The following is a 13,310-nucleotide window of genomic DNA, read 5'->3' on the forward strand; positions in this document are numbered from 1 at the left end:
AATATAATGAAAGAATTACAAGGAAAAATAGAAGATTATACTAGGTTCGGACAAATTCTTCTCGCTGTAAGTACATTGTTAATGGTTGGCTTGTTGATTCCGGATGGAGCAAAAGAGACAATCCAATTTTTTGTTATGATGGGGAGCATCGTTATATTTTTAAGTTTATCGTTCTTTTTCTTTCAGCGTGTGAAAGTGATGCGTGACCAGTTAGAGGAAAACGAATGTGAATAATATTGTTAACTAGAGCGCGGCGAAAAGAAAGAATCTTTTTGTCGCGCTTTTTGTTTTTTGTAGAAAAATGTATGCGTTTCATGTTGACAATGATAATCCTTATCAATTAAAGTAGAATAGTAGTTAATGATTATCGTTATCAATTAGAGGTGAAGGAATGAAAAAATCTATTACGCTATTTACAGCGATTTTATCTATTTTTTTCTTGTTAATAGGTTGCAGTGCCAAAGGGGACGAGAAAGCGTCTGCAACCAAAACAGAAAAAGGAAAAGAAAAAATCGAAATTACCGACCTGTCAGGGAGAAAGGTAACATTCGATAAAGTACCAGAAAGTTTTGCAACATTAAGTATGGGAGACATGGATATTATTCATGCTTTAGGTGGAAAAGTAGTAGGTCGTCCGGATACGAAATTAACTCTTCCAGAGGAGTTAAAGAAAGCAAAAGTAATCGGGAATGCACATCAACCGAACTTTGAGCAAATTGCTAGTTTAAAGCCCGATGTACTTGTTGCTAACAATGGATTCCAAAAGAATGTGCCAACGGTTGAAGGACAGGGAACGAAAGTAATCATTTCTTCTGCGAATTCTGTACAAGATATTCAAAAGAATATTGAATTATATGGAACGGTAATGAAGAAAGAAGATAAAGCAAAAGAACTTAATCAAAAAATCAATGATCAAATGAAGAAATATGAGAAAAAGAGCGATGTGAAAGCATTGCTAGTGTATGGCGCACCAGGTACTTATTTAGCGGCATTACCAACATCTTTATCAGGTGATGTTTTAGAAAAAACAGGCGGGAAAAATATTGCTTCTGATTTTCCAGAAACGAAAGAATATCCGCAATATGCACAGCTAAGTGTAGAACGTATTATTGAGGCGAATCCAGATGTCATTTATTTAATTACACACGGAGATCCCAAAAGTGTGAAAAAAGCATTCGAAGGCGAAATGATGAAAAATGAAGCGTGGAAAAATTTAGATGCAGTAAAACAAAACCGCGTAGTTATTTTGCCACCTGATTTATTTGGATCTAATCCTGGGACAAAAGTTACAGAAGCAATGGACTTTATGTATAAAAGTATACAAGATGTAAGGAAATGATACGTATGGAAAGTAGTGAAGTAGTAAGAGAAAAGGAACATCCTTTTGCGAAAAAAAGATGGATAATAGCAGTTACTTTAGTTGTATTAACAATTCTAGGCCTCTTTTACGGACTTTTCGCAGGAAGTTTATCTTTTTCTGTACGAGACATTCTAACAGGTATACAAGATGAAGGTTCGACAGTTCATCGAATTGTATGGGATCTTCGCATACCGAGAGTTCTCGTTGGGTTTATAGTAGGAACATGTTTAGCTGCATCTGGTACACTGCTGCAAGGGGTTATGAGAAACCCTCTTGCAGATCCTGGTATTATCGGGGTTTCATCTGGAGCAGGCCTTGTAGCAATTGTCATCATGATTTTATTCCCACAGCATCTAGCTTTTTTACCACTAGGGGCGTTTTTAGGAGCTTTCATAACAGCGATGGTTATTTATGCTTTATCATGGCAAAAAGGGGCACCACCTTCAAGAATCGTCTTAGTAGGAGTGTCAATCAATGCATTAATTGGTGCAGCAACGTCAGCTTTAATGTTATTACATAGTGACAAAGTACAATCCGTGTTACCGTGGCTAGCGGGCGGCATTGGTGGTGTAAGTTGGGCACATTTAAACATGATTATTTATTATGCAATATTCGCCATTATATTAGCTTTCTTTGGTATTAAGCATATTCGAGTGTTAATGCTTGGAGATGAAATGGCAAAACTATTAGGACATAATGTGGAAAAAAGTCGGTTTTATTTAATCGTAGTAAGTACATTATTAGCTGGAATTGCGGTAAGTGTGTCTGGTCTTATTGGATTTGTCGGTCTTGTCGTACCACATATGCTACGTTTATTAGTTGGAAATGATTATAGATATTTGCTACCTTTATCATGCCTTGGCGGCGGGGTATTACTTGTTTTTGCAGATGCAATAGCTCGAAGTTGGTTTGACCCAATCGAATTGCCTGTTGGTATTTTACTGTCCTTCTTAGGTGGTCCTTTCTTCTTATATTTAATTCATAGAGGAGGAAAACAACGTGATTTCCGTTAACAAAGTGTTTTATGCACACTCTGAAAGATTTCAAATGCAAAATATGAATGTACATATTAAGGCTGGAGAAATCGTTAGTTTAATTGGTCCGAATGGATCGGGAAAATCTACTTTGCTTCGTTTAATAGCAAGGCTACTGAAACAAAGCGAAGGGGACATCATTTTAGATGGGAAAAATATTCATATGATGAAGAGTGCTGATGTAGCGAAGCAATTAGCGATGTTACCACAAATGCATGATCATCAATTAGATTTGACAGTGAAAGAACTAATTGAGTTCGGAAGAGGTCCACATAAATCATGGAGTAGCCGCTTAAATAAAGAAGATGAAGAAATTGTTGATTGGGCATTGTCTGTTACAAATCTTGAAGGGTATGAATATCGTCTTTTACATTCTTTATCAGGAGGGGAACGGCAACGTGCTTGGATTGCGATGACGCTAGCGCAACGTACAAATGTCTTATTATTGGATGAACCAACAACCTTTTTAGATATCGTTCACCAGTTGGAAGTAATGGAACTTGTGAAACGATTAAATGAGGAGTTTGGAATGACAATTATAATGGTTTTACATGACATTAACCAAGCTGCTCAATATAGCGATCGTTTACTCGTATTAAAGCGAGGAAAGATTCAGTATGATGGTATACCAGAAGAAGTACTATGCCATGAAATGTTTCAACATGTATTTGGCATAGATGTAGATATTTTTCAAGGAAATGACAAACCGTTTTTTACACCGAAACGAATTTCTAGAAGGGGAGAAGAGCGATGCAAACAGAAGAGCGTATTACCACTGAATTAGTAAGAGAATTTGTTATGGCAGCTCACGGGAATTTAGAGAAAGTACAAGAGCTATTAGCTGAATCGCCAAGCTTACTTCACGCCTCTTATAATTGGGGTGGATCAGATTGGGAAAGTGCGTTAGGCGCATCGGCACATGTAGGTCGTAAAGATATCGCTCTTTATTTACTAGAAAAGGGTGCTCGGATGGATATTTTTGCAGCAGCTATGCTTGGTGAATTAGAAGTTGTACAAGCTATTTTAGTAGCTCAACCAGAAGCATTGCGTGCATCTGGCCCTCATGGTATTTCTCTTCTTCAACATGCACGAATGGGTGGAGAGAAATCTAAGCGTGTATATGATTATTTAGCAACACTATCTTAATGAACGAAGGAAGTTCTTATGTGCGGTAAACTTTTCACTTGAAACAATTGGAAAGTTTACCGCCCGTTAGAACGGGATAAGTATCTAGTATATTTGAAAATCCTACCCCCCCCTCAATTGTAGTTTTCTTTATGCTAGTTATGATATGGATGCAGTGGACAATATTTGTCTACTGCTTTTTTTAGTTATTAAGAATGAATATTCTGTATTTTATTGTTGGTTCATTTATCCCGCTATTTTCCAGGCAGTAAGACTCCCGCCTAAAAATTCGGCTAAAGCAAAGAAGTTAGACGGGAGATACACTGCCCGTAAACGCCTGGTTGGTGAAGGCTAATAATCAGTGGGGATGAACAAAATTTCCCACTGATTAAAGTTTCACTTTATAATAAATAGTAACATTTCGTATACACACAAAACGTGATCGTGAAATGAAGAAAAAATTAGTGGAAAGGAGTGCCAGCATGTTTCATACAGAACGTTTACAAATTCGCAAATATACAATGGATGATTTACAGTTCTACGCTTCACTGTGGGGGAACGAGAAGGTAATGCGTTATATTGGAAATGGGACGTTAAAAACATATATGCAGTGTAAAAAAAGTCTGGAGGAATGGGTGATTCCTAGCTATAAAAACGGTCTCGGTTTATTTGTATTGATTGAAAAGGAAACGGGAACAAGAATTGGTCATGCAGGGCTGGTAAAGCAGAAGATAGATGGAAAAGAGGAAATTGAAATTGGTTATTGGTTACTTCCTCAGTATTGGGGAAAAGGGTATGCAAAAGAAGCGGCGGCAGCATTTCGTGACTATGGTTTCCAAGCATTACGAATGAATAAATTAATTTCTCTTATTAATCCGAATCATCCCGCCTCAATATTTGTTGCTAGAAAAACCGGGCTCAGCTATGAGAAAACAACGTCATTTCATGGAATCGATGTTCTAGTTTATTCTATTAAGCGTGTTGGATGAAAAAATTACTTTTTTAAAGGTAAATTGCATTTTTTGAAGAATGGTATATGAAAATAAAGGGAGGGGTTACATGTACATTTATCATAATGGACTTATTATTCGTGAGGGAACGAGTAGCGTACCAGCATATGCAATTAAAGCTTTGTTTGAAGATGCTGGTTGGAGTAATGATAATATCCCTTCTTGGCAAATTGAAAAATTTACGATAGCATTCGAAAATTCAACATGGGCTTTCACAATTTGGGATGAGGAAGAGATGGTTGCGATGGTTAGAGTCATTTCTGATGGAATTATGATTGCGAACATAGTAAATTTAGTTGTGAAGTGTGAATATAGAGGGAAGGGATTAGGTAAGAAGCTTGTAGCTCTTTGCCTGCAAAAACTTCCCCACGGTGATTGGTTTGCGCATACATCAGCGAACAATTTTGATTTTTATAGAAGTTGTGGATTTGAAGTTAGAGAGCTATCGAGAAATGGAACATGTGCGTATTATGGATACCAAGTCGCGAAAAGAGATGGTCACCGATAAATGAATGGAAAGTAAAAAAGTATAGCGAGGTAATTTTGAGACTTTTGATAATAGAGAATGGATTGAGGCTCGTTTTATGATAAAATAAAAGAAAATTCTGTTTATTATTAGGGGGATAAAAATGAGTGTAAAAGCTGGGGATGTATTTAAATATGAAAGAAGATTTACTGAGGAAGAAGTTTTTGAATTTGCAAATATTACCGGTGATAAAGGTAGACACCATGTGGAATACGATGAAAATGGAAGATTAATGGTTCATGGTTTATTGACTGCTAGCATTGGGACGAAAGTGGGAGAAGAGTTACATTACATAGCAAGAGAATTAGTAAGTGAGTTTATTAGACCAGTTTTCACAGGAGATACGATCACTTGTGAACTAACTTTAACAAATGTTGAGCAAATGGAAGGCTATAAAAAAGTTTCAATCGAGTCAGTTTATCGCAATCAGCATGAAAAGACTGTACTAGTTGGGACAAGTTATGGAATTATAAGGGGATAAAAAGAAGCCTGTTTAACAGGCTTCTTTTTTTTATTATTTAATAAACACGTTTTCGATTTTCCGCATAACTAGAGATGAGTAATAATGCAGTTTCTTCTCCTATATTACGAACAATATGAGGAACGCATGCATTCCATGAGAAAGAATCACCTTCTTCTACAATTGCAATATCTTCACCGTGCTGAACTTCTAGTTTTCCGCGTAATACAAGGTGACATTCTTCCCCTTCATGGGCATTTGGTGAGTTTTCTTTCGGGAATCCAGTAGGGATTTCTACTAAAGATAGGCGAAGGCCCCCTTGCTCCGCAACATGTTCAATTCTTTGCTCATCTTTGCCGTATACACTGTATTTCCGTTCTTCTTTTTTGACAATTTTTAATCGATCTTTTTGCTCTAACAATAAATAGGGAAGGGGAACGTTTAAAAAATTGGAGATCGTTTCTAAAGTTGAGATAGATGGTGATGTTTTATTATTTTCAACCTGACTCATAAATCCTTTAGAAAGACCTGTTCCCTCGCAAATTTGTGCAATTGTTATGCCTCTACGTTGACGAATTTCACGTATTGCAGAACCAATATTCATAAAATCAAGCTCCTTTTTGTAAACAACTATTTGTATCATAGCAAAAAAAATATATTTTTTCCCAGTGAAAATGAATTGACGAATAAAAAAAATTAGTGTATGTTTTGTAATGTAAATAAAAGTTTTGTATAAGAAAACTATAAAGGAGAGAATGAAATGAATCAACATATTGGTAACTTAATTATTCGTATCGTGTTAGGGGTAACATTCTTCATGCACGGTTTAACAAAATTCCAATCAGGAATTGACAATATTGCAGGATGGTTTACAAGTATTGGTTTACCAGGAGGACTTGCATACGGTGTAGCAACGTTTGAATTAGTTGGAGGTCTATTATTAATTCTAGGTTTAGGTGTAAGATATATTGGATTATTATTTGCACTTGTTATGGTTGGAGCAATCGTAAAAGTGAAATGGTCAGCTGGTTTATTGGGAGATGGAAAAAATCCTGGTTTCGAATTAGAACTTGCATTATTAGCAATGGGTGCATACTTATTTGTTGCAAAAGCTGATGGTTTTGTAGATAATTTCTTAAAAGAAAAAATGTCAAAAAAGAACTAATTTAAATGGGGGGGCTAACAAGATGAGTTTTCAACTTCATCCCGATACAACACTTGATGTTGTTCATTTATACGTATCTAATGTAAAGAAATCACTAGAGTTTTATACGGAAGTACTAAGTATGAAGGTGCTAAGAGAAGAAGAAGCAGTCGTTACATTTGGGAATGAAAATGATGAACCACTTCTTATCATTGAAGAAAAGAAAGAAGCTTTTCCGAAGCAAAGAGGAAGAACAGGGTTATATCATTATGCAATTTTATTACCAAGTAGACAGGATTTAGCGAATGTTCTTCGTCATCTTGTAGAGATGGTATATCCACTACATGGCGGAGCCGATCATTACTTTAGTGAAGCTCTTTATTTAGCTGATCCAGATGGAAACGGGATTGAAATTTATCATGATCGACAAAAAGAAGTTTGGCGTGATGAGAATGGAGAACTCCCATTTGTTAGTAACCCGTTAGCTGGTGAAGAATTATTACAGCAAGGAAGTACATGGAATGGCTTTCCAGCTGGTACTGTGATGGGGCATATTCATTTTCATGTAGCTGATTTAGAGGAAGCGAAACGTTTCTATGTTGATGGTCTTGGTTTTGAAGTAACGATTCCAGCTCGTAATGGAGCATTGTTCGTATCTGCAGGTGGTTATCATCATCATATCGGTTTAAATACATGGCAAGGTGAAGGGGTACCACCGCAAATGCCAGGTTCTGTTGGTTTGAAATATTTCACAGTTGTACTAGCGAATGAAAAACAAAAAGAGCAAGTATGTGAAAGCTTAAAAAATATTGGCAAGATTGCTACGTACAAAGATGGAATATTACAAGTCGAGGATCCATTTGGACATTGTATCCATTTCAAAATAAAAGGAGAAGCCTAAAAAGGCTTCTCCTTTTATTTTCTTATAATTGCTTTTTCGTTTTGTAAAAATAGTTCATCAAATTGTTTTGCAAGCTCAAAATCTAGTTTCGTTAAACCTTTTGCATTCCAAGATGACAAAGTAATAATAACTGCTTTATACTGGATAAGGATAAATGGATGGTGATTATGTTCTTCTGATAGTTTGGCGGCTTCAGAGACAAATTCGACTCCTTTTAAGTAGTCGGAAAACATATATTTTCGTTCAATCCATTTCTCATCTTTTACCATCCATTTATCTACCTTCAATAATTCTTCGTGAACTTGTTCTTCAGTTAATCTTAGCATCATTTTTCACATCCTTTACTGGAAGTAACGCAAGACCATTGTTAATAAGGCGTGTTACAGCTTCGTCAGTTGTGAAAGTAGAAAGTTGATGTAGTAATGCTGCCGATGTTTCATGCCCTTTGTTATGCTCTAAAAGTAACTCTAATACTTCAAGGCGCAGCAACCATTCTTTCGCATAAAATTTATTTAATACTTCTTGAATTGCTACTAATTGATCGATATGCGCGTCGTGTAAAATCCCCTCACTTCGAATATCTCGAACTGTTTGATACATACGTTCAAGTTCATTCAGTACAAGTGGAGCAGGAATTTCGTGAACTTCTTCATCCATTGGGAAAAATGTTGCGGCATCTGCGGCACCTGGGAATACTGAAGTGATTTGTGAGCCAACAGCCATATCAAATGCGCCCCATGAAGCATCAAATAAAACGCGGGCGTTATAAGTAACTGTGCAATCGATAAAGGAAATAAGAGCAATTTTCTTATCGTTTTTTACAATATCTGTTACTGTTCCTTTTACATGAATACCACTTGCAAAAGTAAACTCAGCGATAGTTCCAATTGTAATTCCTAATGATTGTAGTTGTTCGTCTGTACAATTTTCTAATGCAATATTTTCAGTGAGTAATCCAATCGGTGTTCCAAATCCGTCACTGTGTACAGAAGTAGAATGATTTGCTAACTGTTTATTATGAAGCGCTAATGCCGTTGGCGAATTTGTTCGCATGTAAATTAATTCACCTGCATCGTTTTCAATTGTCTCGCTAAATGTACCTGTAATTTGTAATCCACTATTTAGCTCAGCTGTTGCATAGTTCTCAGAGCGAATTGCTTTTTCTAAACCTTCTTTTCCACCTGTTTTAAAGGCCATTGTTTTAGAAAATGTTTCAAGCGCATCTGTTAATTCTTCAAAGGATTCACAAACAAATAGTTGTGGTTGCATTTTTGTTACGTCATAAGTTGTCCCTATACATGCTTCGATAGAAAATGGAACCTTTTCTACAGCGTCTGTTAAGCAATGTTTGCTTTCGCCAACAGAAGAAAGGAGACCAGCACCATATATCTTTGGATCATCTATATTTCCGATCAATCCATATTCTACTGTCCACCAGAAAAGACGTGAAATTTGTTCAGCTTCTGATAAACCAGAAACTAAGTTTTGTTTTTCAATTACAGCATTTTCAGCAGCCTTAACTTCATCAGGAGTAGAAGTAGGGCTTTCTTTCACTATCGTTAATGTACGAACAGCTTCAAATGCATCATGTTCTTCTTTTGTAGAGAAAGCTTTTGCACCAATTTGCCCAAAACGTTTCACATATTTTGCATATGTAGGATCAAGTAAAATCGGTGCGTGTCCTGCGGCTTCGTGTACGATATCTGGAGCTGGTGTGTACTCGATATTTTCTACTTTCCGAATATCTGTTGCGATCGGTAGTAATCCGTGTCCTTGAAAATCGAAGAATGCTACGCCGGGAATAAGTCCGTCAATCGTTACAGCGCCCCAGCCACTTGGTGCCAAACACTCATTCATTTCTTCTACTTTTGGAATTGCATCTATATTAATACCAGATGATTGTAGTCCGTTCACATAGGCTGGATGAGCAACGTCTTTTAAGAAGCTATGATTTTGTCTCATAATGTAACGCCACACAGCGTGATTCACCGGTGTGTATTGATCATAATGTTGTGTGGATACGAATGGTTTTAAATGCGATGGAATTTCTGTTTTCTTTGTCATTTAGACATCCTCCTTTTTTTCTATAAAATTGAATATCGATTTCGTATAGCTTGTATCACCTCCCTTCATTATTTGTAAGCGCTTATAAAATTTTATCATAAGATTCGGAATTATTTAACATCTGTTTCTGTGAGAAATAGAAAAAGCCCCTATCGGAAAATCCGATAGGGGCGAAAGAATCGCGGTACCACCCTATTTGTAAGTGAAAATATACTTACATCTCAATTAATGATAACGGAAAAATTCCGTCTTTTCCTTCATGCATAAAAGCACTACGAAAAAGAAGCTCCAGAATTGTAATTCATACTTATATATGTGCTAATTTCCACCGACCATTAGCTCTCTGTAACAGGGATATAAGATACTACTGCGATTCTTTCAACGCGTATATATGAAATTGTGTAAGAGGATGGACGCAAAAAAGTCCCTATCGGAAAATCCGATAGGGACGATAAAAATCGCGGTACCACCCTATTTGTAAACAACTAATTGTTTACCACTCACTTTACGATAACGGAAAGATCCGTCTTTCTCTTCATGCATAAAAAGCATTACGGGAAAGAAGCTCCAGAATTGTAATTCACGCTTGTATATGTACTGATTCGCACCAACCATCAGTTCTCTGAGACAGTGATATAAGTCGCTACTAGTATTCCTTCAAAGCCGATATATAATTCGTTCAACTAAACTATGTTTTGTATTATAAAACTATATTAAAAAAATTGTCAACAAAAATTTTTTATCCCGTGTTAATGAGCAGTAAAATTTCTACCTCAAAATTCGGTTGGAGCAAAGAAGTGAGATGGGAGATTAACTGCCCGTAACTCCCGATTGGTGAAGGGTAATAATCAGTGGGGATGAACGAAATCTCTACTGATTAAAGTTTCACTTTATTTCACTTCTAAATTAACAGTTAAATTAGAGGTATTGCCAGCTGCATCAGTTGCTACAATGTGAATAGTATTTTTTCCTTCTTGTAATTGAGTACGATCGAAATAAATGTCATAGCTTTTCTCCCAAGGGTTCAGGAATGCCTGGTCCCATACACCATTTCCGTTAATTTCATATTGCATTCTCACTGGAATACCAGGTGCTATCCAACCAGATTCTGACATCCAATCTAGTAGAATATCATCAACTTTTCCTCTAATTACGAGATTTTCTTGGTCAACTTCGTATGTTAACTTAGGTGCAGTTCGATCAAGAAATACAGCAGCTGTTTGTTTTGTTTCTCCGCCAGAATTAGAAGCAACTGCTTCGATTTGATATAGCCCGTCAGCTAAAGGAGTTCCATCGGTTTTTGTACCATTCCATTTGAAAGGTTTGTATCCAGGAGTTGCATTTTTAGCTTGATGGATAATCCCTTGATACGTTACACGTTCTTTCGTAACTAAATTTGCATGCAATGTTACATCATCCACAGGCGCAACTAAATAGTAGTTGATGAGATTATCATCTAGTACTTGGTCGCCATTTGGGCTAAAAGTAGAATTAATAATTTCAAGTCCATCGATACGTTTATAATCTTTAGGATCGATACTAAATGTGAATGGAATTCGAATTTCTTCTTTTGCCCCTTGTTCTTTTACATATACATTTCCAGTATACACACCTTGTGGTAGTGAGCTATCTACAGTGATAGTAAATGGTTTTTCGGTACTACTATTCGGTTGAATGCTAATCGATGAAGGGACAGAAGCTTTTACTTTTGTGTTTGTGTTTGCATCTAGTAACTCCACACGAGTTGAAAAACTTTTCTTTTTACTAGAAAGGTTTTGTAATGTAACATTTTGCGTCAGTTTTACTTTTCCGCTATTTGGCTTAATAAGACCAAAGCTGACATTGTTAGGTTTTACTAATACATTTGTTTGAGCTGCTTTCGGAATGTTAATTAAACCTGATCCTTGTGCCATAACAGGGTATGTATTTTCATTGACATCATGTAATGTTTTTGCATTGTTAGCAAGAGCCGCTTTCAATTGTACTGTCGTCCAATCAGGATGCATTTGACGCAAGAGGGCAACCGCTCCAGCTACTTGCGGAGCAGCCATACTTGTTCCGTTATGCGATTCATAGCCGCCTCGCGGTACTGTACTAGTAATTTGTACTCCAGGTGCAACAACATCAGGCTTTATTAGCCAACTTCCTTGTGATGGTCCTCTTGAACTAAAGTTACCGATAAGTTCTGTTTGCTTTGGTTGTCCAATTTTTATATTTTTCTTTCGTTTTGTAATTAAAGTTTTTAATTCTTCCCCATTTGTATTTGATAACTGCATTACTGGGACAGCTAGATGTTCACGTGAAAAATATTCCGGCATCATATTAATTTCTTTTTCGCTAGAGATTAATAACACACCAAGTGCCCCAGCTTGCTTCGCTTGTTCTGCTTTTACTAATGTACTAGAAGTACCTTGTAAAATAAGTGCGAATTTCCCTTTCACATCTTGTTTTGCATAATCACTTGGATTGCCATAACCAACGTATACAAGAGGGGAATCATTTCCTATTGGAAAATCGGATTTTGATAACGGTAACCCTTGATATGTTTTGCTGGAACCAGCTACTTGGAATGTTGGAAACGGGATAGAAACCGTAGATGCTCCAACAGAAATGACACTACTTGCGTTACCGGGAGCATCAACAGACCAAGGTTTTGGTCCGTCATTTCCATTTGAAACGACAGTAGTAACACCAAGTTTCGCTGCTCGTTCTAACGTTAATGTTACAGGCTGATCAGGTACATTTAAATCCTGCCCAAGGGAGAGGTTTAACACATCCGCACCATCTTGAATCGCTCGCTCAATCCCTTGGATAATATCATCTGTTGTACCAGTTCCACCGTCATTCATTACACGATAGGCTAGAATAGAAGCGTTTGGAGCAACGCCTTTAATTTTTCCATTACCCGCAATAATTCCAGCTACATGAGTACCATGTACGTTACCATCCATTGGATCGCTATCTTCATCAACCGTGTCATATCCACCGATATAATTTGCCTTTAAGTCAGGGTGTGTATAGTCTACGCCAGAGTCGATAATGGCTACTTTCATGCCTTTTCCATCAAGCGGTTTGCCAGATGGATCTTTTAAATTCCACGCTTCAGGTGCACCAATTGTCGGTCCACCGATATTTGGTGCTTCTTCGTTAGTAGTATTTTTTGATGTTTCATGCAATTTATATGTTAAGTTCGGATAGACTGCTTTTACTTCAGGTAAAGAGGCAAGAGAGGTAATTTGATCTCCAGGAACTGAAATAGAGAATCCGGAAAATAACGTATTATACACTTCTTTAATTTTTGCACCAGGTGCTTTTTCTTTTATTTTCTTAGTCGTATCTTCTTGTGCTTTTTTTAGCTCAGCATGATAAGACTGCGCATTACTATTTTGTAAATCTGGAGCATGCTGAATATTACTTTGAGCAGCGAGAGGTGCATGTTGCAATTCTACAATTACTGATATTTCTTTTGTTGTTTTCGTTTCAACATTTTGAGCAATTTTATGTTCTCCCCACTGTTCAATCGTTGTTTTTAATTGTGGACTAAATTGCTTCTCCTTTTGTAGTGATTCAGCATGAGCGCTTAAAGCTCCAAAACTAGAAAAGACAAGCGCCATGCTTAATAGTGTAGATGTAGTTTTTTTCATTGATACTCCCCCTAATAAAAAGTGCCAATATTCAGAAATGTA

At 36.8% G+C, this 13,310-nt stretch carries 14 protein-coding genes and 2 other annotated features; of the genes, 10 read left to right on the forward strand and 4 right to left on the reverse strand.

The genetic code is table 11. From position 1 onward, the window contains the following. Positions 1 to 6 precede the first annotated feature (6 nt). From MRP26_RS04990 to MRP26_RS05025, 8 genes are all read left to right on the forward strand, one after another. Positions 7 to 234 carry a YrhC family protein gene (locus tag MRP26_RS04990; protein ID WP_000661454.1) on the forward strand — a complete coding sequence of 76 codons (228 nt, stop codon included), beginning with the start codon at positions 7 to 9 and terminating at the stop codon, positions 232 to 234. A gap of 157 nt (positions 235 to 391) precedes the next feature. Next, positions 392 to 1,339 carry an ABC transporter substrate-binding protein gene (locus MRP26_RS04995; RefSeq protein ID WP_016080223.1) on the forward strand — a complete coding sequence of 316 codons (948 nt, stop codon included), beginning with the start codon at positions 392 to 394 and terminating at the stop codon, positions 1,337 to 1,339. Between the two features lie 5 nt (positions 1,340 to 1,344). Continuing rightward, positions 1,345 to 2,373 (forward strand): FecCD family ABC transporter permease, encoded by a 1,029-nt coding sequence (locus tag MRP26_RS05000; RefSeq protein WP_002082127.1) that lies wholly within the window; start codon positions 1,345 to 1,347, stop codon positions 2,371 to 2,373. After that, positions 2,360 to 3,178 (forward strand): ABC transporter ATP-binding protein, encoded by an 819-nt coding sequence (locus MRP26_RS05005; RefSeq protein ID WP_000626528.1) that lies wholly within the window; start codon positions 2,360 to 2,362, stop codon positions 3,176 to 3,178. The genes MRP26_RS05000 and MRP26_RS05005 overlap by 14 nt, the downstream gene beginning before the upstream one ends. Then, the gene (locus MRP26_RS05010; RefSeq protein WP_242806018.1) at positions 3,145 to 3,540 is read left to right on the forward strand and encodes an ankyrin repeat domain-containing protein; all 396 of its coding nucleotides are present in this window, start codon (positions 3,145 to 3,147) and stop codon (positions 3,538 to 3,540) included. Before MRP26_RS05005 ends, MRP26_RS05010 begins: the two co-directional genes overlap by 34 nt. Before the next feature lie 428 nt (positions 3,541 to 3,968). Further along, a complete protein-coding gene (locus tag MRP26_RS05015; RefSeq protein WP_002024815.1) occupies positions 3,969 to 4,508 on the forward strand; it encodes a GNAT family N-acetyltransferase in 540 nt (179 codons plus the stop codon). 70 nt (positions 4,509 to 4,578) lie between these two features. Continuing rightward, a complete protein-coding gene (locus tag MRP26_RS05020) occupies positions 4,579 to 5,037 on the forward strand; it encodes a GNAT family N-acetyltransferase (RefSeq protein WP_000276127.1) in 459 nt (152 codons plus the stop codon). 121 nt (positions 5,038 to 5,158) lie between these two features. After that, the gene (locus MRP26_RS05025) at positions 5,159 to 5,536 is read left to right on the forward strand and encodes a hotdog family protein (protein WP_000111564.1); all 378 of its coding nucleotides are present in this window, start codon (positions 5,159 to 5,161) and stop codon (positions 5,534 to 5,536) included. Between the two features lie 37 nt (positions 5,537 to 5,573). Here the strand turns inward: MRP26_RS05025 and MRP26_RS05030 are convergent, their stop codons facing one another. Then, complete coding sequence (locus MRP26_RS05030) at positions 5,574 to 6,119, reverse strand: helix-turn-helix domain-containing protein (protein ID WP_001020693.1); 546 nt, start codon at positions 6,117 to 6,119, stop codon at positions 5,574 to 5,576. A 156-nt stretch (positions 6,120 to 6,275) separates the two neighbouring features. Between MRP26_RS05030 and MRP26_RS05035 the strand changes: the two genes are divergently transcribed. Continuing rightward, positions 6,276 to 6,680 (forward strand): DoxX family protein, encoded by a 405-nt coding sequence (locus MRP26_RS05035; protein WP_001071553.1) that lies wholly within the window; start codon positions 6,276 to 6,278, stop codon positions 6,678 to 6,680. A gap of 22 nt (positions 6,681 to 6,702) precedes the next feature. Beyond that, positions 6,703 to 7,560 (forward strand): VOC family protein, encoded by an 858-nt coding sequence (locus MRP26_RS05040; RefSeq protein ID WP_000009848.1) that lies wholly within the window; start codon positions 6,703 to 6,705, stop codon positions 7,558 to 7,560. A 14-nt stretch (positions 7,561 to 7,574) separates the two neighbouring features. Here the strand turns inward: MRP26_RS05040 and MRP26_RS05045 are convergent, their stop codons facing one another. The 3 genes from MRP26_RS05045 to MRP26_RS05055 form a co-directional block, all read right to left on the reverse strand. Further along, entirely contained in the window at positions 7,575 to 7,889 is a 315-nt protein-coding gene (locus MRP26_RS05045) for a 4a-hydroxytetrahydrobiopterin dehydratase (RefSeq protein WP_000979553.1), read from the reverse strand. Next, on the reverse strand, positions 7,870 to 9,624 hold the full coding sequence (locus tag MRP26_RS05050) for an aromatic amino acid hydroxylase (protein ID WP_197242765.1): 1,755 nt from the start codon (positions 9,622 to 9,624) through the stop codon (positions 7,870 to 7,872). The genes MRP26_RS05045 and MRP26_RS05050 overlap by 20 nt, the downstream gene beginning before the upstream one ends. Before the next feature lie 163 nt (positions 9,625 to 9,787). Further along, positions 9,788 to 10,015 (reverse strand) — a binding site (T-box leader). A 50-nt stretch (positions 10,016 to 10,065) separates the two neighbouring features. Then, positions 10,066 to 10,294: a binding site (T-box leader), on the reverse strand. Between the two features lie 220 nt (positions 10,295 to 10,514). After that, entirely contained in the window at positions 10,515 to 13,268 is a 2,754-nt protein-coding gene (locus MRP26_RS05055; protein ID WP_242806023.1) for a S8 family peptidase, read from the reverse strand. Positions 13,269 to 13,310 lie beyond the last annotated feature (42 nt).

Source organism: Bacillus sp. CCB-MMP212, from assembly GCF_022748145.1.
Taxonomy (GTDB): domain Bacteria; phylum Bacillota; class Bacilli; order Bacillales; family Bacillaceae_G; genus Bacillus_A; species Bacillus_A cereus.

What these genes read in the sequence shown, in the direction of transcription:
- MRP26_RS04990 (WP_000661454.1), top strand. Translation starts at nt 7, where the DNA reads ATGAAAGAATTACAAGGAAAAATAGAAGATTATACTAGGTTCGGACAA.
- MRP26_RS04995 (WP_016080223.1), top strand. Translation starts at nt 392, where the DNA reads ATGAAAAAATCTATTACGCTATTTACAGCGATTTTATCTATTTTTTTC.
- MRP26_RS05000 (WP_002082127.1), top strand. Translation starts at nt 1,345, where the DNA reads ATGGAAAGTAGTGAAGTAGTAAGAGAAAAGGAACATCCTTTTGCGAAA.
- MRP26_RS05010 (WP_242806018.1), top strand. Translation starts at nt 3,145, where the DNA reads ATGCAAACAGAAGAGCGTATTACCACTGAATTAGTAAGAGAATTTGTT.
- MRP26_RS05015 (WP_002024815.1), top strand. Translation starts at nt 3,969, where the DNA reads ATGAAGAAAAAATTAGTGGAAAGGAGTGCCAGCATGTTTCATACAGAA.
- MRP26_RS05020 (WP_000276127.1), top strand. Translation starts at nt 4,579, where the DNA reads ATGTACATTTATCATAATGGACTTATTATTCGTGAGGGAACGAGTAGC.
- MRP26_RS05025 (WP_000111564.1), top strand. Translation starts at nt 5,159, where the DNA reads ATGAGTGTAAAAGCTGGGGATGTATTTAAATATGAAAGAAGATTTACT.
- MRP26_RS05030 (WP_001020693.1), bottom strand. Translation starts at nt 6,119, where the DNA reads ATGAATATTGGTTCTGCAATACGTGAAATTCGTCAACGTAGAGGCATA.
- MRP26_RS05035 (WP_001071553.1), top strand. Translation starts at nt 6,276, where the DNA reads ATGAATCAACATATTGGTAACTTAATTATTCGTATCGTGTTAGGGGTA.
- MRP26_RS05040 (WP_000009848.1), top strand. Translation starts at nt 6,703, where the DNA reads ATGAGTTTTCAACTTCATCCCGATACAACACTTGATGTTGTTCATTTA.
- MRP26_RS05045 (WP_000979553.1), bottom strand. Translation starts at nt 7,889, where the DNA reads ATGATGCTAAGATTAACTGAAGAACAAGTTCACGAAGAATTATTGAAG.
- MRP26_RS05050 (WP_197242765.1), bottom strand. Translation starts at nt 9,624, where the DNA reads ATGACAAAGAAAACAGAAATTCCATCGCATTTAAAACCATTCGTATCC.
- MRP26_RS05055 (WP_242806023.1), bottom strand. Translation starts at nt 13,268, where the DNA reads ATGAAAAAAACTACATCTACACTATTAAGCATGGCGCTTGTCTTTTCT.